This is a genomic window from Bifidobacterium anseris, from assembly GCF_002860345.1.
GTDB classification, from domain to species: Bacteria; Actinomycetota; Actinomycetes; order Actinomycetales; family Bifidobacteriaceae; genus Bifidobacterium; species Bifidobacterium anseris.
Map to the genome: position 1 here is coordinate 859747 of NZ_NMYC01000001.1, position 20412 is coordinate 880158.

Annotated in this window: 14 protein-coding genes and 1 tRNA gene; 5 read left to right on the top strand and 10 right to left on the bottom strand. The window is 65.5% G+C overall.

The window, feature by feature from the left end; translation table 11 throughout:
• Positions 1-66: 66 nt before the first annotated feature.
• Both CGZ88_RS03600 and CGZ88_RS03605 read left to right on the top strand, forming a co-directional pair.
• Entirely contained in the window at positions 67-621 is a 555-nt protein-coding gene (locus CGZ88_RS03600; protein ID WP_231371370.1) for an ATP-binding cassette domain-containing protein, read from the top strand.
• Positions 618-1769 (top strand): hypothetical protein, encoded by a 1152-nt coding sequence (locus CGZ88_RS03605; RefSeq protein ID WP_026644482.1) that lies wholly within the window; start codon positions 618-620, stop codon positions 1767-1769. The genes CGZ88_RS03600 and CGZ88_RS03605 overlap by 4 nt, the downstream gene beginning before the upstream one ends.
• An 88-nt stretch (positions 1770-1857) precedes the next feature.
• On the opposite strand, the gene uriT is transcribed toward CGZ88_RS03605, so the two are convergent.
• The 3 genes from uriT to CGZ88_RS03620 all read right to left on the bottom strand — a co-directional run bounded on the left by uriT (position 1858) and on the right by CGZ88_RS03620 (position 6492).
• Positions 1858-3279, bottom strand: a complete 1422-nt coding sequence (gene uriT, locus CGZ88_RS03610) for a uridine transporter UriT (RefSeq protein WP_051198311.1) — start codon at positions 3277-3279, stop codon at positions 1858-1860.
• Between the two features lie 54 nt (positions 3280-3333).
• On the bottom strand, positions 3334-4275 hold the full coding sequence (uriH, locus tag CGZ88_RS03615) for a uridine-preferring nucleoside hydrolase UriH (RefSeq protein ID WP_026644484.1): 942 nt from the start codon (positions 4273-4275) through the stop codon (positions 3334-3336).
• A gap of 201 nt (positions 4276-4476) precedes the next feature.
• On the bottom strand, positions 4477-6492 hold the full coding sequence (locus CGZ88_RS03620; RefSeq protein WP_196799989.1) for an LTA synthase family protein: 2016 nt from the start codon (positions 6490-6492) through the stop codon (positions 4477-4479).
• A gap of 353 nt (positions 6493-6845) precedes the next feature.
• Here CGZ88_RS03620 and CGZ88_RS03625 point away from each other — a divergent pair, with 353 nt between their 5' ends.
• A complete protein-coding gene (locus tag CGZ88_RS03625; RefSeq protein ID WP_081663868.1) occupies positions 6846-8264 on the top strand; it encodes an alpha/beta hydrolase-fold protein in 1419 nt (472 codons plus the stop codon).
• Complete coding sequence (locus CGZ88_RS03630) at positions 8261-11002, top strand: bifunctional lysylphosphatidylglycerol flippase/synthetase MprF (RefSeq protein WP_081663869.1); 2742 nt, start codon at positions 8261-8263, stop codon at positions 11000-11002. The genes CGZ88_RS03625 and CGZ88_RS03630 overlap by 4 nt, the downstream gene beginning before the upstream one ends.
• Positions 11003-11072: 70 nt before the next feature.
• Here CGZ88_RS03630 and CGZ88_RS03635 read toward each other — a convergent pair whose 3' ends face one another.
• From CGZ88_RS03635 to CGZ88_RS03650, 4 genes are all read right to left on the bottom strand, one after another.
• Positions 11073-11492, bottom strand: a complete 420-nt coding sequence (locus CGZ88_RS03635; RefSeq protein ID WP_026644486.1) for a Fur family transcriptional regulator — start codon at positions 11490-11492, stop codon at positions 11073-11075.
• A 151-nt stretch (positions 11493-11643) separates the two neighbouring features.
• Complete coding sequence (gene purK, locus CGZ88_RS03640) at positions 11644-12810, bottom strand: 5-(carboxyamino)imidazole ribonucleotide synthase (RefSeq protein WP_026644487.1); 1167 nt, start codon at positions 12808-12810, stop codon at positions 11644-11646.
• Positions 12794-13291, bottom strand: coding sequence for a 5-(carboxyamino)imidazole ribonucleotide mutase (purE, locus tag CGZ88_RS03645; protein WP_026644488.1), 498 nt, complete (start codon positions 13289-13291; stop codon positions 12794-12796). Before purE ends, purK begins: the two co-directional genes overlap by 17 nt.
• 137 nt (positions 13292-13428) lie before the next feature.
• On the bottom strand, positions 13429-15291 hold the full coding sequence (locus CGZ88_RS03650) for a 1-deoxy-D-xylulose-5-phosphate synthase (RefSeq protein WP_026644489.1): 1863 nt from the start codon (positions 15289-15291) through the stop codon (positions 13429-13431).
• Between the two features lie 158 nt (positions 15292-15449).
• Between CGZ88_RS03650 and CGZ88_RS03655 the strand changes: the two genes are divergently transcribed.
• Positions 15450-16448: a zinc-binding dehydrogenase gene (locus CGZ88_RS03655; RefSeq protein ID WP_101671058.1), complete on the top strand. Its 999-nt coding sequence runs from the start codon at positions 15450-15452 to the stop codon at positions 16446-16448.
• A gap of 69 nt (positions 16449-16517) precedes the next feature.
• Here the strand turns inward: CGZ88_RS03655 and CGZ88_RS03660 are convergent.
• The 3 genes from CGZ88_RS03660 to dnaG form a co-directional block, all read right to left on the bottom strand.
• Positions 16518-16591: transfer RNA gene (locus tag CGZ88_RS03660), tRNA-Arg, on the bottom strand.
• 330 nt (positions 16592-16921) lie between these two features.
• Entirely contained in the window at positions 16922-18115 is a 1194-nt protein-coding gene (locus CGZ88_RS03665; RefSeq protein ID WP_101671059.1) for an SLC13 family permease, read from the bottom strand.
• Positions 18116-18345: 230 nt separating this feature from the next.
• Positions 18346-20412: a DNA primase gene (gene dnaG / locus CGZ88_RS03670; RefSeq protein WP_026644491.1), complete on the bottom strand. Its 2067-nt coding sequence runs from the start codon at positions 20410-20412 to the stop codon at positions 18346-18348.

Here is a 20412-nt window from a genome sequence, read left to right on the forward strand (position 1 = left end):
ACGGTCCTGTTGCACGATGTGGGCCACGCCTTCCATGCGAGCCACGGAGGTCATGATGGTGCGGACATGCTGTTCCATGGCCTCACACGCCGATTGGACGCAGGTCACGTCTATGCATTGATCGGACCGTCCGGCTCAGGCAAATCCACGTTGCTTTCGATCATCGCCGGATGGATCACGCCGTTGGAGGGAAGCGTCGAACGTGTGCATTGCGAACAGCTGCATTGGGTGCAGCAGAACCCGCACGGCGTCGCGTACCGTAGCGCTCTCGATCATATGACATTGCCGTTCATCGCACGCGGCGAGCGTCGCGAGGCGGCGAACCGCCACGCGCTTGCGCTGCTTGCCGCTTTTGGACTCAAATCCCTTGCCATGCGCAGGTTCTGCGACCTGTCCGGCGGCGAAGCGCAACGTCTGATGCTCGCTCGAGGCATCGCCACCGCACCCCAGCTGCTGCTTGTGGATGAGCCGACCGCGCAGCTCGACCGGCACACCGCGAAGGAAGTGAACGACCATCTTCACGCGTTGGGCCGATCCGGCGTCATCGTCGTCATCGCCACCCACGATCCAGATACCCGCGACGCATGCACCGACGTGATCGATCTGAGGGACTACCAATGAGCGCAGCACGGAACGGGCACAGTTGGGCACAGCGAGCGCAGATGCGGCTGCGCGGCGTGACCAGCGAAGCCATGCGCGACATCCTTACCGGCACGACGCATGCGTTGCTGTACGCGGCGGCGCTTATGGCCATCATGCTCGCCGCCGCAGGTGCTGAGCTGTTCCAACTGCGCTCGATCGGCGAACGCATCGACGACTACGTCTCCTCGGGGGCCTCGACCTACGTCGTGGAGTATCCCGGCCGCATCGACGCGCGATCCTGCGAGTCGCTCGCCGACGTCCCGGGAGTGCATGCCGCCGGCGCGATCCGGACCGCCGAGACGCGCATATCGTTCGCCGTACTCCCCTCCACGTCGCTGCCGCTGCTGGAGGCGACGCCGGGCGCGGTGCAGGCGCTGGCCTCCGCGAACAGCCGCGATACACGCGCGCTTACCGGCTCCGAATCGAGCGGCATCTGGCCGTCCGGTCAGGCTGCCGAGACGCTCGGCCTGGCAAGCGGGCAGACGGCGAGGCTCGCCGACGACACACCGGCGACAATCGCCGGGGTCTACCCTTCCCCCGAGGACGGACGCAGCTCCAATGCAACCTATGCCGTCGTGCAGCCGGTGCCCCGGGACGGCGTATTCGACGAATGCCTGGTGAAGACATGGCCCGTCCCCGATTCGATCGAATCATTGGCGCTGCTCAGCGTCGGCACCGTGTCCGACGACAGGGACAACCGCCCCACCGTACGGCAGCTCAACACAAGGTTCGGAGCCCGGCTTGATTCCTCCACGTTGTTCTCATCTCGCGCAACGGCGTGGATGCCCGCGCTGGCCGGAGGCGTCGCATTGGCGCTGGGCTTCGTCGCCGTGTGGACGCGGCGTCTCGAATTGGCGTCCGCGTTGCATTGCGGCGTACCGAAAACGGCGCTTGTGCTCCAGATGATGCTGGAGACGACCAGCTGGACGTTCGCGGCGACCGTGCTGTGTCTGCCGTTGCCGTTGTCCGTCATGCATCTGTGGGCGGGTTCCGCGCCGCAGCAGATCGTCGTTCTGACGCTGCGCCCGATGCTCGCCGCCGCTTTGGGTGCCCTCGCCGGGGCCACGGCCGGCGCGCTGTGCGTGCGCGAGCGCGACCTCTTCGCCTATTTCAAGCACCGCCTATAACCATCGCAGCCCTCCTGCCCGACACAATGCAGACGCGGTTGCCGGCGGCATGACCGCCGGCAACCGCGTCATAGGCCGCGTCGGATTGCTACTCCTGCTGCGGCTTGGGGATCAGGAACGAGCAGGCGAGGGCGAGGGCGAGCAGGATGATGCCTCCGACCATCGACGCCATGTACCCGAAGGTCGCGCCACCGGATGCCGTGAACGCCTTCTGCAGTCCGTACAGCACCGCATAGCTCAATCCGGCTCCCAGGTTGAATGCGCCGGCGTTCAGTCCGGGCAGGTAGCCGGGATTGTCCTCCGGGGAAAGCACGATGCCCAGTCCGTTGAGCATGATGTTCGCGGTGCCCGCATACGAGACGCCGAGCACGACCGACAGGACGATGAGGTTCCAGATCGCGGGGCCGTGGCAGACGAAGATACCGAAGACCATCGCGATCGCGGAGACGACGAGACCCGCGCGCAGCACGAAGCGGTATCCGCGCTTGGATGCGAGCACACCGGCGACGGGGCCGAAGGCCAGACCGACAAGCGCGTACGGGGTCAGCGTGAACAGCGAGACGGTGTCGGTGGAGATGCCCGCGCCGAACTGCGTGTCCTGCGCAAGCGCCGGGACGATGCCGTTCATGATCGCGAAGACACCGGTCATCGTCAGCAGCGTGGTGAGCAGCAGGCCCCAGGTGCGGCGCTGCTTGAGGTACTTGGTGGCGACCATCGGATTCTTCTTATGGTTCTCGACATGCCAGAAGCCGATGAACAGCGCGGCGCCGGCGACGAGCTCGATCGCTACGAGCCACCAGTTGGCGCCGGCGAGCTTCTGGATCTGGTCGATGGCGAGATAGACGGCGAGGAAGGCCGCGGACAGCAGCAGCACGCCAAGCCAATCCATCTTCTCGCTCTCCTGCGCGCGGCTTTCGGTGGCGAAGAGCCAGACGAGGATGATCGCGAGGAGCGCGACGCCCGCCATCACCCAGAAGATCGAGCGGAAGCCGAAGTGGCCGGCGAGCCAGCCGCCGAGCAGCGCGTCGACGCCGCCGATGCCGCCGTTGACGGCGGTCAGGATGGCCATAAGCCGCGCATAGTGCGCATCGTCGGTGACGCGAGCGTGCAGCATGAGCAGTGTCATCGGCACGACCGGGCCTGCGACGCCCTGGATGACGCGTCCCACCATCAGCATCGGCACGTTGACGGCGAGCGCCGAGATGCAGCAGCCGATGCCGGTGAGCGCGAGCATGCCGATGAGCACCTTCTTGCGTCCTGCAAGATCGCCCAGTCGCGGCAGGAACAGTGAGAACACGGCGCACGCGGTGAAGAACACCGTCTGTGTCATGCCTATCTGGGCGTCGTCGCTGCGCAGCTGATTGGCCATTGTGGTGAGCGCCGGGGACAGCATGGACGCATTGAGCTGGAACGCGAAGATGGCCGCCATGAGCGCGACCATGAGCGCGACGATGGATTTGCCGTCGCCGTTGTTCTTCACGGGTGCGACGGGCTTCGTCGATGTGGACATGATGGATGCTTCTTTCGTTGAATCTTCGTTGATCCCTTTGGGCTTGCGCCCGGTTCAGCCGAGCGCCTTGATGGCGTCGATAACGAGGTTCCAGAACTTCTCGACGTCCAGATGGACGGCGACCTGCGTGTGGCATTGCTCGGCGGGCGGCTCGGCGCCACGGAAGTCGGCGACGGTCATGCCGAGGGTGAGGTCGCCGTGGATCTCCACGTCCACCGGGCAGCGCCGCGTCGTGATGACGGTGGGGTCGATGAGGTACGCGACCGTGCACGGATCGTGCACCGGCGGATCGACGAAGTCCTGATTCTCGCGGTAGGAGGCGCGGAAGAAGTCCATGAGCCCGCTGACGAAGGATGCGAGATCGGTGCCGAGGTCCTCCATGCGCCGCTGCACGGCGGGCGTGCACAGCGCCTGATGCGTCAAGTCGAGACCCACCATCGTGATGGGCCAGGATTCGTTGAACACGATGTGCGCAGCTTCGGGGTCGACCTTCACGTTGAATTCGGCGACGGCGCTCCAGTTGCCCACATGGTAGCCGCCTCCCATCAGGACGACCTCCTTGACGCGTTCGACGATGCGCGGTTCGAGGCGGGCCGCCATCGCGATGTTCGTCAACGGGCCAGTCGGCACGAGCGTGATCGTCTGCGGCGGGTTGGACATGATCGTGTCGATGATCCAGTTGACGGCGTGTCCTTCGTCGAGCGGGCGGCTCGGCACCGGCAGCTCGACGCCGTCGAGTCCGCTCTGGCCGTGGATCGTCGCGGCGGCTTCGGGCTCGCGGATGAGCGGGCGTCCACAGCCCATGTGCACCGGCACATCGACGGCATGCGCCTTCTCCAGGACGGCGCGGGCGTTGTAGGTCACCTTGTCGAGGCTCTGGTTGCCGCCGACGGTGGTCACGCCCAGCAAGTCGATCGCGGGGTTGCCGAGGGCGAGCAGGATGGCCACGGCGTCGTCATGCCCGGGATCGCAGTCGAGGATGATCTTCTTTCCCATGGTATTCTCCTTTGAATCCAATCTCAGCGGCGATGCGCACAGGCTTATCTATCCGTGCATCACATCATCACCACGTCGGTAAAACGTTTTACCAACTACAAGAATAGACGATGACAACAAAATCCCCCGAGATTTTACTCTGGGTAAAATGTCAGGGGATCGTGATGTGCATACCGGCGACGCCGCGCGGGGCGGCCGGTCTCACTTCGGCAACGTCATGAAATCGGTGTCCTTGAGGTAGTTCGCGCCGGCCGTGATGTCGTATTGGATGAGACGGTAGTCGGCGAGCAGCTGCTTCGTGGCGGCGTCCATGTCCGCGTAGTTCATCGGCTCGCCGTCCTCGTTGAGGTAGATCGCCTGCCCTTCGGGAATGCGGTCCCAGCCTTGGATCGTGTTGACGACGGGCGGCTCCATCGCGGCCACATGCTCGTGCATGCGCGTGAGGAAGCCGATGTACGGCGAGACCTTCGCGTTCATCTGTTCGGCGGCCTGCGCGATGAAGAAGTTCGGCGACGTGTACGCGCTGTCCTCGATCTTCGTGTCGTGGCTCCATGACGCCTTGTTCGACCAGATGAAGTAGTCGGTCAGATGCAGCCCGATCGAGTTCTTCGCGTCCGCGCCGGCCGTCGAGTAGATGCCGGGCAGGTGGTCGCCATAGAAGACGACGGTGATCGGCTTGTCGATCCCGTCGAGCTCCTCGAGGAAATCCTTCGTCGCCTCGTCGGTCAGCTCCATGCCTTTCGCGTAGGTGCGGATCGACTTCTTCTCCTTGTCGGTGAGCGGCTTGTCCGAGCCGGCCGCGTCGGTGACCTCGAACTCGTTGTCCTTGTACCAGTCGTTGTACGGCATGTGGTTCTGCATCGTGATGACCTGCAGGAACTGGTTGCCGTCACTCTTGCGGATCTCCTCGACGGTGCTCTTGTAGGTCGCCTCGTCGGAGACGTACGGCGAATCGTCGATCTTGTCCTGATGCGCGATGATGTCCTCGCCCTTGAGCGCGTAGAAATGCGAAAAGCCAAGCTTCTTGTAGTTCGTCTCGCGCGAGTACATGCTCGGCTCATACGGATGCAGCCCGATCGAGTTGCTCGGCGGCCCCCACAGCTGATTGACGCTCGGCGTCCAACATGCGCCGGGCACGAGCTGCTGGTAGGGGCTCGTCAGCGACGCGTCGAAGTTGACCATGCTCATGCCGGTCAGTCCCATGTATTCGAGGTTCGCGGTGCCGCCGCCGTAGCCGGACGACAGCATCAGGCCGCTCGTCGTCTCCCCCTTGATCTTGCGGATGTCGGGCATCGGATCCTTGTTGAGTTCGACGCCGGGCACGCGCGTGGGGTCGGAGAACGATTCGGACAGCACGTAGACGACGGTGCTGTCGTCGAGCGAATGCGTCCTCTTCTCGTTGATCGCCGCCGCCTCTTTCGCGTAGCGCGCCGCGACCTCGTCCATCGTCTCCTTGCTGTACGTGGCGGGCATGTCCATGACCTTCGGATCGACCTGCCGCAGGAACGAGACGACGACGCCGTTGCGCTGCGCGTCGTAGACGGAATCCCACATCGACGGCTTGTCACCCATGCCGCGCGAGACGTGGTATCCCCACGAGCCGACACTGCCGACGGACTGCGCGTAGCCGGCGACGGCAAGCGCGGGCAGCAGCATGAGCAGGATGCGCGTGCAGGCGCCGACGGCCTTGTTGCCGCCGGCGATGAGCGCGCCGCGGCGCGGGTCGAGACGCCAACAGACGACGGCGACCACGATCGAGACGACGATGATCGCGGCGGCGATGGCAATGATGCCGCCCGCCTCGGGCGGCAGGAACTTCATCAGGTCGCCGGTGTTGCCGCCAAGGAAGTTGAGGTCGGAAGGCAGGATCGCCTCGTACCGCGTCGCGATCTTCATCTTTTCGGCAGCGGCGATGACGGCGGCCACGGACAGCAGGATCGGCGTCGCCACCCAGAAACGGTTCGTCGCCATGAGCAACATCAGATAGACGAATCCGATAATCAGCAGGTTGAGCAGCAGCACGCAGTTGCCCTGCGTGAACATCTTGTGCCACATCGCGCCGAGACCCTCGTTCGCGCTCGACAGCTGCACGCGCGTCGACGTCAGCGCGACGCCCCACTGCATGATCGCGAGCGCCGCGTAGTCGGCGAGCAGGAAGACGACGGCGTAGACGACCGCCCAGACGGCGCGTGTGCCGTGTGCGCCGCGCGGACGCATCGCGCGGGCCTGCTCCGGGTCGATCGTCCGGATCGTCAGTTCCTCGATGTCGGCGTCTGCTCGCCGTTGTTCGTTGTCCACTGTCTTGCCGCTCCAGATGTCTTGGGTTCTTGGATTCACCAGTGCCGATCCGTCCGCGATGAGTCGGCGGTACGGTCTCCCGACGGGAAAGGGCGCGACCATTGTCCCCCGACAAGCTGACAATCCGCTGTGCGATGAGCCGGCGGCATCGGGCGCCCGGTTCAGCGATGCGGCGAATCGTCGGCGCGCCACCCGACGGCGCCGTTACAGTGTGTACCGCCCGCACGCGGGCGTCGAAGGATGTTGCAGCCGCCACCGATGGGAGGACGATCATGGCTTGCGCCACCGCATGGGAAGGGTTCTACGCGATCCGCATCACGCGCGGATGGTTCCCGATCCTGTTCTGGGCGCTCGTCGCGCTCGGACTCGCCACGCTCATCATCGCGCAATCGGACCGGACACACCGCCGCGCGCTCGCCCGACAAGGGCTCGTCGCGCTCATCTGCGGCCTCGTCGGCGGCGCCGCCGTCTGGTTCGTCTCGAACGGCATCGTGCTCTTCGGCGTCGAACTGGGACGGGACGTCATCATCGCCTGCGCCGTCGGATTCCTGCTGCTCGGCTTCTTCGTCGCCGCCGCCATCGGCACGCGCGGCTGGCGGCGCGCGCTCGCGATCGTCATGGTGCCGTTGACGTTCGTCGCCACCGGCGTGCGCGTCAACGCGATCTACGGCGAATACCAGACGATCGGTTCGCTCGTCGACTATTCGCCCTATCCGCACATCTCGACGCTGCACATCTCACTCGACACGGTCAGCGTCGACGCATGGGCCAAGCAGGTCGACGCCGGCGAGGTGACGCCGGCGAAGGAAGGCAAGCTGCTGTCGGTGGACATCCCGAACCCGGCGTCGAAGTTCCGCGCGCGCAAGGGACTCGTGTGGCTGCCGCCGGCGGCGCTCGCGAAACGGCCGCCGAAGCTGCCGGTCATGGTCATGCTCGCCGGCCAGCCGGGCAGTCCGACGCGTTTCTTCACGGCGAGCGACACAATCGCCGACCTGACGCGGTACGCGAACAAACATGACGGTCTGGCGCCGATTGTCGTCTCCCCCGACCAGAACACGGCGGCCTCGCGCAACTCGCTGTGTTCGGACACGACCCGATGGGGCAAGGCGGAGACCTACCTGACGCGCGACGTGCCCGACTGGATCCGGCGCAACCTGCCGGTGAGTGAGAATCCGGACGAGTGGACGATCGGCGGCTTCTCGCAAGGAGGCACCTGTTCGACGCAGATCGGCCCGAACCATCCGGAACTGTATGGCAACGTGCTCGCCGTGGACGGCGAGATCGCGCCGACGGACGGTAGCGTCGAACAGATGGTCGAACGCTATTTCGGCGGCGATCGGGCCGCCTACGAGCGACAGGTGCCCGTCAACGCACTGCGCGCGCACGCGCCGTCGAACCAGACGATGATTCTGGCGGCCGGAGAAAAGGACGTCGTCTCGACGGCCAACATCGCTACGATTGGTGAGGAAGCGAAAAAAGCCGGATGGAAGGTCGTCGAGATCAAGGTCAAGGACGCGGGGCATGACTGGCGGGCGGTCAACGAGACGCTCGCGGTCGCGCTGCCGTGGCTGTGCGACCGGATGGGACTGGACGTCGGCGGGGGTCGGGACGGCGAGGCCGGCACCGACGAGCGACGGCAACGGAAGGAAGAGCGGATGGAGACGAATCCGGGAATCGAGGTGCTGCAATGAACGGCGCAACGGCGGCGCGACGGCCGCATGACGACGGCGGGGTGGGCGCCCAGCTCGGCCATGACCTGCGACGGTGGGCGCACGAGCAGCGGTTCGCGCTGTGGACGACCTTCGCCTTCGTCGTCGTCAACCTGTGCTGGTGGCTGTGGTATGCGGTGCAGCACCGCACGCTGCCGTACGCGTCGATGCGCACGACGCTCGGCGCCTTCGACCTCGCGAGGCTGATGCCGTCGCTTGTGCTCACACGCAGCGTCTTCCAGCTTGTCGTCGAGGCGCTGCTGATTCTGTGCATGCTGTGCATCGCCGAACCGATGATGGGCGTGTGGCGCACGGTCGGCGCGAGCCTGACGAGCGCCGTCGTCGGCATCGGCTTCGGCCTGCTGCTATGCGCAGGCTTCAACACGCTGCTGCAGGACAACGCGATCATCTACCACGTCCCGTTCACGCTCTCGCCGCTCGTGCTCGTCATCGGCGCGCTGTTCGCGTCGACGGCCTTCGCCTATCAGCTGTGGCGTCGGCGCATCCGGCTGATCGGCTACACGGCGATCCTCGTCGTGCTGCTCTACGGCGGCAACCCAGGCGACTACTGCATGCTCGTCGCCGCCGTCGCCGGCCAACTCATCGGCCGCGCGATGGCCGGGCCGCCGATTGAGGACGAGGCGTGGCACTGGCAGTACAGCAGCTCGTCCGAGACGCGCCGCATCCTCGGCGCAATCGGCGCCGTGCTCGCGCTCGGCCCGATCGTAGCCGCCACGTCGCGCTCGCATGCGGGTCCGCTCACCGGACTCGCATGGGTGCTCAGCCCCGGCTCGGTCAACACCGGCAAGCTCGCGAGCTGCATGCACGGACAGGTCACGAGCGGCTGCTTCCGGCAGTACGAGCTTATGCGCGCAAGCATGACCGGCGACCTGATCCGCTCGGTGCTGCCGCTGCTCGTCATGCTCGCGCTCGCCTGGGGCGTCTATCTGGGCCGCCGCACGGCCGCAGTGTGCAGCATTGTCTTCTATCTGGCGTCGAGCGTGATCACCGTCAGCTATTACTTGGTGATGCCCTTCGCGCTCGGTAGCTCGGCCACGGCGTTCTCGGGGCGCGCGATCGAGACGTGCCTCGTCAACACGCTCGTGCCGCTGCTGTACGCCATCGCGATCATCGCGAAACTGCCGGACTTCTCGATTCGCACGAAGGCGCGTCCGCTGCGCATCGGTCTGATCGTGCTCGGCGCGACTTTCGTGGCATGCGCGGCCGTCTATCTGATCTTCGGCCTGACGCGTCCCGGCGATTTCACACCGCGTCCGGGCCTGCGCGTGCTGCTCGCCGAACTGCCCGGCCGGTTCCTGCCGATAGGCTTCCTGACGAACACGCGGTTGGCCTTCATGCCGGACACGCCTATCGCCTCCCTCGTCTACCAGGGCGTCGGCATCGTGTTCTGGGTCGTCTTCGTCGTCGTCGCCTTCGCATGGCTCAACGCGACGATCGACTACGACAGGAAGGCTCGTGCGCGCGCCGAGGAGCTCGTCGAGCACGGCGGCGAATCAATGAGCTTCATGACGACGTGGGAGGGCAACGAGTACTGGATTTCGCCGACCGGCCGTTCGGCCGTCGCCTATCGCGTGCTCAACCACATCGCGCTGACGACGACCGGCCCCTTCGGCGACCCCGAGGAGTGGATGAGCGACCTCGACGAGTTCGCGCGCTTCTGCCGCGACCATTCGTGGTCGCCGGTGTTCTACGCCGTCCATCAGCCGGCGCGCGACCATCTGGCGACGCTCGGCTGGCATTCGATCATGGTCGGCGACGAGATGGTCATCGACCCACAGAGCTGGAAGACGACCGGCAAGAAATGGCAGGATGTGCGCACCGCGATCAACAAGGCGAAGCGCGAAGGCATCACCGACGAGATGAGCACCTACGAGGACGCGCCGGCCGACGTGCAGACGCAGATCCAGGAGATCTCCGAACAGTGGTCACAAGGCAAGGCGCTGCCCGAGATGAAGTTCACGCTCGGCGGCGTCGAGGAACTCAAGGATCCGCGCGTGCGCATCCTCTACGCGATCGACGTCGACGGCGTCGTGCAGGCGGTCACGAGCTGGCTGCCGACGTGGCGCGACGGACACATCGCCGGATGGACGCTTGATTTCATGCGCTACCGTCCCGGCAGCTACAACGGCATCATGGAGTTCCTCATCGCGCGCATGGCGCAGCGCATGCACGACTGGGATGAGGAGCATCCTGACGAGAAGGTCGACTTCATCTCGCTGTCGGCGGCGCCGCTGACCGGACTGCACGATGCGTCCGAGGCGAAACCGGACGACGACACGAACATCGACGGCACCGTCATGCTCCAGCATTCGCTCGCGCTCGTCGCCGACCTGCTCGAACCCGCCTACGGCTTCAGGTCGCTGTACAACTTCAAGAAGAAGTTCCAGCCCTCCGAGCATCCGGTCTACATCTGCTACCCGGATTCGGCGCTACTCGCGAACCTCGGCATCGCGATCGTGCGCGCCTATCTGCCGACGCTCACGTTCCGCGGCGCCCTCGGCATGCTCTCCACGTTCAAGCCGAAGAAGGACGCAGCGAAGACAAACGCAGCGAAGAAGGAGGGTGCAGCGAAGGAGACTGGAGCTGAGAAGGACGACGCGCCCGCGCAGCAGGCTGCGCCTGCAAAGGACGATCGTCCGCAGGCGCCGAAGCAGGATACGATGTCGCTGAAGCAGCCGAAACAGCCAAATCAGCAATAACACCGCAACCGCGCACAGCGGATATGCGAAGGGCCGCGCACGAACGTTCGTGCGCGGCCCTTCGCTCTCTCTAGTCGGCCTGATCGGCCTCGTCGGCGTCCGATGAGGTGGCCTGACGCTCGCGGCATTCGGCGCACAAGCCGAAGACCTCGAGCGTGTGGGATTCGATCGTGAAGCCGTGGGAATCGGCGACCTTCCTCAACCACTGTTCGCTCGGCGGATCGATCTGAACGGTCCGGCCGCACGAGACGCACACGAGGTGGTGGTGATGGCTGTCGTCGCCGCACAGGCGGAACAGCTGCTGCCCGTTCATGCGCACGGTGTCCACAAGGCCCTGCTCCTCCATCGCGTTGAGCTGACGGTAGACAGTGGCCAGGGCGATGTGTTCGCCGGCCTCCTCGAGCTGTTCGTGCAGACTGCGGGCGGAGACGAATCCATCCGCCCCCTTGAGCGATTCGCGGATCACGTCCTTCTGCCGTGTGTTGCGCATACGGTCGTTGTGCTCCTTCCCAAGCGGCGTCCCGTGCGACAAAGCCGATGCCCGTCGCGTCCACGGACGCCTATGATTCCTACCGATCTTCCGGCCCGCCGATTCCCGACGGCGCGCGATGCACACGAAACGTGCACGTCCCGCGTCTCGCTCAGCGGTTGGTGATGTCAGCCCAGCAGCCGGTCGCGTCGAGTTCGGCGACGGTGCGTTCCGCGTCGTCGGTCAGCACGGTGATGTGCCCCATCTTGCGGTTGTGCTTCGCCTCGGCCTTGCCGTAGTCGTGCACATGCCATTCGGGATGGTCGGCGATCGCCGCGCGCGTCGGTGCGACGTGCTGGCCGAGCACGTTGACCATGACGGCGGCCGGCGTGAGCGCCTGCGGCTGCGCGAGCGGCCATCCGCAGATGCCGCGCACATGCAGGTCGTACTGGTCGAAGTCGCACGCCTCGATCGTGTAATGGCCGGAGTTGTGCGGACGCGGTGCGAGCTCGTTGACGATGAGCGAGCCGTCGGCGCACACGAACAGTTCGATCGCGAGCGTGCCCGCCAACGCGAAACCTTCGGCGAGCGCGACGGCCAGTTCGCGCGCACGGGCCGCCATGTCGTCATCCATCGGCGCCGGCATGATCGTCTTGTGCAGGATGTTGTCGCAATGGATGTTGCGCACGACCGGGAAGGTCACGTAGTCCTCGCCGTTGCCGCTCACGAGAATCGATGCCTCGTAGTCGAAGTCGACGAATCCTTCGAGGATCGACGGCGGGAAGTCCTCGTCGTCCCACACGCGCGCGAGGTCGTCGGCGTTCTTGAGCACGATCTGCCCGTGGCCGTCATAGCCGCCTTCGGCCGTCTTGAGCACGGCCGGATAGCCGATCCGTTCGAGCGCGGCGTCGAGTTCGGCGCGGCTGTTCACCGGCGCCCACGGCGCCGTGGCGATGCCGTGGTCGTTGATGAAGGTCTTCTCGGCGACGCGGTTCTGCGTCACGCGCAGCAGGTCGGTGCCCTGCGGGATCGCGACGCGGTCGCGCACCGCGTCGAGCGCGTCGGCGTCCACGTTCTCGAATTCGTAGGTGAGCACGTCGCTGCGTTCGGCGAGTTCGCGGATCGCCGCCGTGTCGTCATAGTCGGCGACGATCTGGAAGTCGGCGACCTGCGCGGTCGGGCAGTCCTCGGTCGGGTCGAGCGTGCCGACGCGGAATCCCATGTATTTGGCGGACAATGCCATCATGCGGCCGAGCTGACCACCACCGACGATGCCGATTGTGGCCCCCGGCGCCAGCATGGTCGTGCGTCCCGCGGTTTCCTCAGACAAGCTTGGCATTGGATTCGTCCACCTTCTTCTTGAGTTCCTCGCGGTAGTCGTCGAGCGCCTGCGCGAGCGCCGCGTCGTTCATCGAGAGCATGCTCACGGCGAGCAGTCCGGCGTTCGTCGCGCCCGACTTGCCGATCGCCGTCGTGGCGACCGGGATGCCGCCGGGCATCTGCACAATCGACAGCAGCGAATCCCAGCCGGACAGCGCGTGCGACTGCACCGGCACGCCGATGACCGGCAACGTCGTCTGCGCGGCGACCATGCCCGGCAGATGCGCCGCGCCGCCCGCGCCGGCGATGATGACCTTGATGCCGTCGGTGCGCGCCGCGTGCGCGAACTCACCCATGAGTTCGGGCGTGCGATGCGCGGAGACGACCCGCTTGAGATACGGCACGCCGAAGCGCTCGAGCATCTCGCAGGCGTGCTTCATCGTCTCCCAGTCGCTGGCCGATCCCATGATCACGGCCACTTCGGGCTTGCTGGCTGTCATTGTTACCTCCGCAATGATGTGGACGGGTGGTTTGCTGCGTGTCCCACTGTACGCCGACCCGGCGCGCACGGCACCGCGGCGCGCGCCCGTCGTCTCACATCGCGGCGCGCTTCCTGATCATCCCGGCTCGGCCCGGCTCACGCCGTGCGCGGCAGCCCGCGGATGCGCGCGACGATCGCCTCGACCGTCATCCCGTAGCGCGAGTCGAGTTCGGCGAGCGGCGTGCGGTCGGTGAATTCCTTGTCGGCGCCGAAGTTGAGCACATGCATGCGCGCGTCGGGCATCTCGTTCGCGTAGAAGGCGGTGACCTTCTGCCCCCACCCGCCTTCGAGCTGCGCGTCCTCGAGCGTGACGACGACGTCATGGCGCGACGCGAGCGCTGTGAGCGTGCGTTCGTCGAGCGTCGAGAACTGCAATGGGTCGATTAGCGTCGCGTCGATGCCGCCGTCGTTCTTGCCGCTGTCGGCGAGCGCGTCGACGACCGCCTTCGCCGTCGGATACGCGTTGCCGAGGCCAAGCACGGCCACGTCACGACCGTCATGTGCGATGCGGTAGCCGCTCCACGGGGCGTCCGCGTCGGTGCGCTGCGGCTTGGCGGTCGCATCAGCGTCGAGAAGACCCGCGCGTTCGGCGTCGAGGATCGCCGCGCCGGGCACGCGGATCAATGTCGGCGTCGTATTCGCCGGCGACGTCGACCATGCGAGCATGTCGAGGAACATGCGTCGCGACGTCGGCGCAAGGCAGCGCAGGCCGGGGATGTTGCCGAACATCGTGATGTCGAAGGCGCCCGAATGCGTGTTGTCGGCGTCGGATACACCGCCGCCGAAGGACAGCAGCGTCACCGGCTCGCCGTTGATCGCGACCTCCTGCTGCAACTGGTCGAAGGTGCGTTGGAAGAACGTCGCCGACGTGGCGACGACCGGCCGCCCGCCCGCCTGTGCGATGCCCGCGGCGAACGCGACCGCATGCTCCTCGGTGATGCCGGTGTCCACGTAGTGCGCGCCGGCGTTCGCGCGGAAACGCTGCGTGATGCCGTTCGATCCGGGCGTCGCTGGCGAGATGACGACGAGTCCCGGCTCGGCGTCGAAGCGCCGCTCAAGCGCCTCCATCGCCAGCTGTCCGTAGTATTTGCGCGCGCCGAGCGGCTTGTCGGCGTCGCTCATCGGCGGCTGCCAGTGGTTGGCTTCGCAACGGCCCTCCCTGATGCCGTGCGCGGCGTCCTCGGCGTCCATGCCGAGGCCTTTCGTCGTATGGATGTGCAGCACGATCGGATGGTCGATGTCCTTGACGTCCTCGAAGGCGCGCACGAGCGCATGCACATCGTTGCCGTCCTCGACGTAACGGTAGTCGAGACCAAACGCCCGGAACAGGTTCATGGCGCAGCGACCGTGTGAGGCGCGCATCTCGGCGAGCGTCGCGTACATGCCGCCGTGGTTGTCCGCGATCGACATCTCGTTGTCGTTGAAGACGACGATCAGGTTGCCGCCCTGCTCGGCAGCGTTGTTGAGCCCCTCGAAGGCGACGCCCGAGCTCAGCGCGCCGTCGCCGATGACGGCGACGACGTTGTTCGTCTGTGGCGCGAGCCCCGCCGCCCGGCGCATGTCACGCTCCTTCGCCAGACCGCAGGCGAGCGAGATCGACGTGCCGGTATGCCCCAGCACGAACAGGTCATGTTCGCTTTCGTCCGGATTCGTGAAACCGGTCACCGTGTCGAACAGCGACGGATCGCGGAACGCCGGCGCACGCCCTGTCAGCATCTTGTGCACATAGCTCTGGTGGGAGACGTCGAAGACGATCTTGTCGAAGGGTGATTCGAAGACGCGGTGCAACGCGACGCTCGCCTCCACAAGACCCAGATTCGAGCCGATATGGCCGCCGTGGCGTTTGCCGAAATCGACGAGCGTATCGCGGATCTGCGCGCACAGGGCATCCAGTTCGTCCCCGCTGAGCCTTTTGACGTCCTCGGGTGCATGCATGTTCGCCAGAATGTCGCCGGTCATGAGCCTGATCAGATCCTTACGCTTGCGTTCGATGGACGCGGGTGTGCGCCCCCGGGAACCATATTATAGTGTGCCAGCCTCGAGGCGGCCCGCGACGCGTTAGAATGACGGTTGGCGGGCGGACGACGTGGACGCCCGAACGGATGTAAGGAGCGGCGATGAGGGCCGTATACGCACAGGACATCAATCCGCAGCATCCTCTCGAGGCGCTCGCGGTGGGCGAATTACCGACGCCGCGGCTGCCGTACGGGTGGACGCGCATCAGGACGCGCGCCGTCTCGGTCAACCATCACGACGTCTGGTCACTCAAAGGAGTGGGATTGTCCGCGGACATGACGCCGATGATCCTCGGCACCGATGTGTGCGGCGTGCTCGAGGAGGAGCCGGAGGGACGCACAGGGCTCAAGGCGGGCGACGAGGTCGTCGCTTACACGGTCATCGGCGCGGACGGCGCGGGCGTGGCCGCCGGCGAACGACGCACGATCCTGTCGGAGAAGTATCCGGGCACGATGGCCGACAAGACGCAGGTGCCGGCGGCGAATCTGTTCGCGAAGCCGGCGAACTGCACGATCGAGGAGGCGGCCGCGCTCGGCACGAGTTGGCTCACCGCGTATTCGATGCTGTTCTCGCGCGAGCACGGCGCGCAGGTGCAGCCCGGCGACAGCGTGCTGATCCAGGGTGCGGGCGGCGGCGTGGCGAGCGCGGCGATCCAGCTCGCGCATGCGGCCGGACTCGAAGTCTTCGTCACGTCGCGCAGTCCAGAGAAGCTCGAGGCGGCACGACGCATCGGCGCCGACGCCGCCGTGCTCACCGGCGAGAGGCTTCCACACAAGGTGGACGCCGTGCTCGATTCGGTCGGTTCGGTCACGTGGGCTCATTCGATCCGTTCGGTGCGTCCCGGCGGCGTCGTCGTCACGTGCGGCGCGACGAGCGGCGACCAGCCGGGCGCCGAACTGACGCGCGTGTTCTTCCAGAACATCCGCATCCAGGGCAATACGATGGGTTCACGCGATGATTTCGCAAGGCTGCTGCGCTTCGTCGAGCACGCGAACCTGCATCCGATCATCGACGCGACCTATCCGGTTGAATACGCGAAGGACGCCTTCGCCCGAGTCCTCTCCGCCGACCTCTTCGGCAAAGTGGTGCTCACGTTCTAAAGCGCCAAGTATGTGAGTGCGGGTGCGGGATGCGAAGTGCGGGGATGGCGAGAACGCCATCCCCAATCGTGACCCCGGACGGGCTCGAACCGTCGACCTTGAGATTAGAAGTCACATGCTCTATCCAGCTGAGCTACGGGGCCAAGCCTGAATAAGTATAGCGCACGTCTGAAGAAACCGCCGACCATCCCCTCCATCCCAGTCCCATTCCGGGTCGAACCATCGCCCCGGTCGACGAAGCTACCCGCAAACAGGCCCAGTTCCGGGCCGAGCTGCCAACCACGCCGATCAACCTGCCCGCTTTGGGTCGAACCATCGCCACCGTCGACGAACCAACCCGCAAACCAGCCCTGTTCCGGGACGAACCATCGATCACGTCGACGAACCAACCCGCCAGAGGGCCTCGTTCCGGGTCGGGATGTCGACTGCGTCGACGAAACGACCCGCAGATCACCCACGCACCGGACCCAAACCTACTCGATAATCAGCGCCAGCAGGTACAGCAGCAGCAGGAACATCACGCTCACCGCCGTATACATGGCCAGATAGCGGCTCTTCTTGTGTGGATAGGCGCGGGCGTAGTTCTTGTAGGTGATCAGCGACGCCATCGACGCGATGAGCGTGCCCATGCCGCCGATGTTCGTGCCGATGATGAGCGGCACCCACTGGTCGCAGAATCCGGACAGCAGCAGCGAGGTCGGCACGTTGCTGATGACCTGGCTGGATACGATCGACACCTCAAGCGGACGCTGCCCGACGAAGGCCTGTGCGATCGCGCAGAACTCCGGCACGCGTTTCATGTTGCCGATGAAGATGAAGAACATGATGAACGTGAGCGGCAGGCCCCAGTCGGCGTGCAGGAACGAGCGCCGGTCGCAGATGAGCATCGCGGCGGCGGTCACGACGCACATCACCCACAGCGGAATGAGGTCGCTGACCGTGAGCACGCACACGAGAAACACGCCGGTGTACACAATCGCGCGCCATCCGCCGTATCCGGCGCCGTAGCCGGTGACCTTGATCTCATCGGGCTGCGCGCGCGAGGAGTCCGGCGCGAGCACGCCGCGTTCGATGCCCTTGCTGTCCATGCCTTCGAACTCGGTGATCTTGCGGCCGCGGAACACGACCGCCGTGACGAGGACGAGCAGTACGGCCGAGAGCGCCGAATACGGCGCCATGATCTCAAGGAAGCGTCCGGTGCTGATGCCGGTGAGGGCTTTGAAGTACAGGTTGTGCGCGTTGCCGATCGGCGTCAGCATGCTGCCGGTGTTCGCGGCGACCGTCATCAGCGCGCACACGATGATCGCCTTGTCCTCCATGTGCGCCATCGTCAGCACGGCCAGTCCGAAGGGCACGAAGGTGAGCAATGCGACGTCGTTCGTGATGAACATCGACGAGATGAAGGTCAGTGACAGCAACGTGAGGACGAGCCCGCGCGCCGTGTGCACGCGACGCAGCAACGACGCGCCGATGATCCTGAAGACGCCGATGCGCTGGAATCCCGCCACGACGAGCATCAGGCAGATGAGCTGTGCAATCGTGCTCACGTGCACGTAGCCGCCGTAGTCGCCGTCCGGCGGCACGATGAAGCATGATATCAACGCGAGTATGGACGCGACGATCAATATGGTCTCGCTGCGCATGAACGTGAGCACCCGTTGCCGCATTCATCCTCCAGAACGCACCTGCTAAAACAAGCCTATCCTACACGAAATCGCGCCGTTGCAACGATTCGGCGTGGTGTTTCCCCGACCGTTTCCGCCGCGCACACCCGCAATCTGTTGCAATCATTACGTTCGTGCGCCGACGTTTTTCATACGCAGCCGTCGTGCTGTGTCGGCTGCGCATTATTAGTTCGTCGAAATGACTAAACCTGCCGCTTTCCTGACGATTCCGCTCACCCGCCGAAGATGCTCGCCTTGAGTTCCTTGCGCGCCGTCTCGAGATGCTGCAGCACGCCGAGCAGCTCGATCTGCCGCTTCGAGTCCTGCGTCTGCGCGATGCGGTGCTTCGTCTGTTCGATTGTGCGCATGTAACCGGCGTCGAGCAGCTTCGCTAGCAGCTGGTTCGCGTATTGCCGTTCCGACTGCGTCGCCTCACGCAGCGGCTGCGTGACGACGCCGGCGCCCCCGTGCATGTCCTGTTCGCGCTGCACGGCGCCCTCGTCGAAGCGCAGCGGCAGCGGCATGACGGCGAGTTCGTTGATGACCTGTCCGAGCATCGGGCCACCCGCTTCGAGCAGATGCTCGAACCACTGCTGCTGCGTCGACGAATCCGGCGGCAAGCCGCCCGCCACGTCGACCGCCTGATACAGCGTCTGGAACACCGGCGTCTGGAAGCAATGCACATTGAGGCCGCGGAACAGCTCGGCGTTGACGGCGCGCGGGATCTGGATGAGCGTCGCCATGAACTGCTGCTCGCAGATGAACACCGGATCGGGCACACGGTAGAAGGTCTGCCTCTCGGCGTTCGCCTGCTCGATGAGCCGCGTCTGCACGACGGTCGGCTCGCTCTGGCGTTCCATCTCGCCGGCGCGCGGATAGCGGTTGCGGCGCGGCGCGTACGCGTCCTCGTCGCGTACATGCAGCGCCTTGCGTGCCGCGATGACCTCGCGCCGCATGACGTCGAGGTCGACGCCGATCGCGCGCGCCTCCTTGCGGGCGTACAGATCCCACAACGAACGATCGCGGATCTGCGCGATGAGCGGCGCCGTGGCTTTGACTGCGCCCATTTGCCCTGCCGTGTACGACGTGTCGAAGCGGTTGACGGCGGCGCCGAGCACGAAGTCGTACAGCGGCTTCGCGTTCTCGACGAGCGCGCGCAGCGCGTCGTCGCCGTGCTGGATGCGCAGGTCGCAGGGGTCGAGGTTGTCCTCGGCGACGGCGACGAAGGTCTGCGACAGAAACGCCGTGTCGAGGCCGAATGCGTGCAGCGCCGCCTTCTGTCCGGCCGCGTCGCCGTCGAAGGTGAAGACGATGCGCGAGCTGAGCGCCTGCCCTTCGACATTGAGCGGGCCAACGAGCTGCACGGCGCCGAGCGAGTCGTCGTGGATGAGGCGGCGCACGATCTTCGCATGCTCCTCGCCGAACGCGGTGCCGCAGGTGGCGACGGCCGTGTCGATGCCGGCCAGATGCATCGCCATGACGTCGGTGTAGCCTTCGACGATGACGACCTGCCGTTTCTTGACGATCGCGTCCTTGGCGAGGTCGATGCCGTAGAGCACCTGGTTCTTGTGGTAGAGCTGCGTGTCCGGCGTGTTAATGTACTTCGCGCCGATCTGATCGTCGTCGTACAGTTTGCGCGCGCCGAAGCCGAGCGTGCGGCCGGTCGAGTCGCGGATCGGCCATGTGGCGCGGCCGCGGAAGTAGTCGTAGATGCCGCGCTGGCCCTGACGCGCCAGTCCCGCGTCGAGCATCTCCTGCTGCGTGTAGCCTTTGCCGGCGAGGTGGCGCACGAGGTTGTCCCAGCCCTGCGGCGCGTAGCCGCAGCCGAAGCGCGCGCAGTCCTCGCGGCTGAAGTCGCGGCCGCCGAGCAGCTGTCGTGCCGGCAGCGCCTCCTGCGTCGTCAGCTGTTCGACGAAGAATCGCTGCGCTTCCTCGTTCATTTCGAGCAGCCGTGTGCGCTTCGAGCCTTTGCGCGCGTTGTCGGAGCCGCGTCCCTGCTCGCGATGCAGCTCGATGTGGTATTTGTCGGCGAGCAGTTCGACGGCGTCGGGGAAGTCGAGGTTCTCGCGTTCCTGCACGTAGCCGAAGACGTCGCCGGAGCGTCCGCAGCCGAAGCAGTGCCACAGGCCCATCGACGGGCGCACGTAGAAGCTCGGCGTCTTCTCATCATGGAAGGGACACAGGCCGGAGAACGAGCCGACACCCGCCGGCTTGAGCGACACGCTCGCGGATACGATGTCGTACAGATCGGCCGCGTTCCTTACCTTGTCTATATCCTCTTGCCTGATCAAGCCCGCCAT